At 72.1% G+C, this 408-nt stretch carries 1 protein-coding gene; it reads left to right on the top strand.

Going from position 1 to position 408, the window contains the following annotated elements; genetic code table 11:
• Positions 1-408: MFS transporter (locus GVL50_RS28600; protein WP_159815860.1), on the top strand; the 408-nt coding region annotated here is incomplete at both ends.

Genomic DNA, 408 nt, shown 5'->3' with positions numbered 1-408 from the left:
CCTTCGTGGTGCCGCTGCTCGGTCACGAACGGGGCCTGTCCGCCTCGGTGATCGGTTCCATCCTCGGCGCGTTCGCCATCGCCGCGGCGGCGATCCGCATCCTCATGCCGCTGGTGGCCGCGCGGCTCAGGGAGGCGGCCGTGGTCACCTGGGCCATGGTGGCGACGGCCCTGCTGTTCGCGGTCTATCCGCTGCTGCCGACCGCCTGGGCGCTCGGCCTGTGCTCGGTGCTGCTGGGCTTCGCGCTCGGCTCGGTGCAGCCGATGATCATGAGCATGCTGCACCAGATCACGCCGCACCACCGCCATGGCGAGGCCCTGGGCCTGCGCCTGATGGCGATCAATGCGTCCAGCGTCGCCATGCCCGTGCTGTTCGGCTCGGCCGGCGCGCTGATCGGGGTGGCGGGGC

Origin of the sequence: Pseudomonas sp. 18058, assembly GCF_902706155.1 — a bacterium.
Classification (GTDB): Bacteria; Pseudomonadota; Gammaproteobacteria; order Pseudomonadales; family Pseudomonadaceae; genus Aquipseudomonas; species Aquipseudomonas rustica.
Note: the sequence above shows the minus strand (reverse complement) of the source record. Positions and strands in the feature narration are given on the sequence as shown.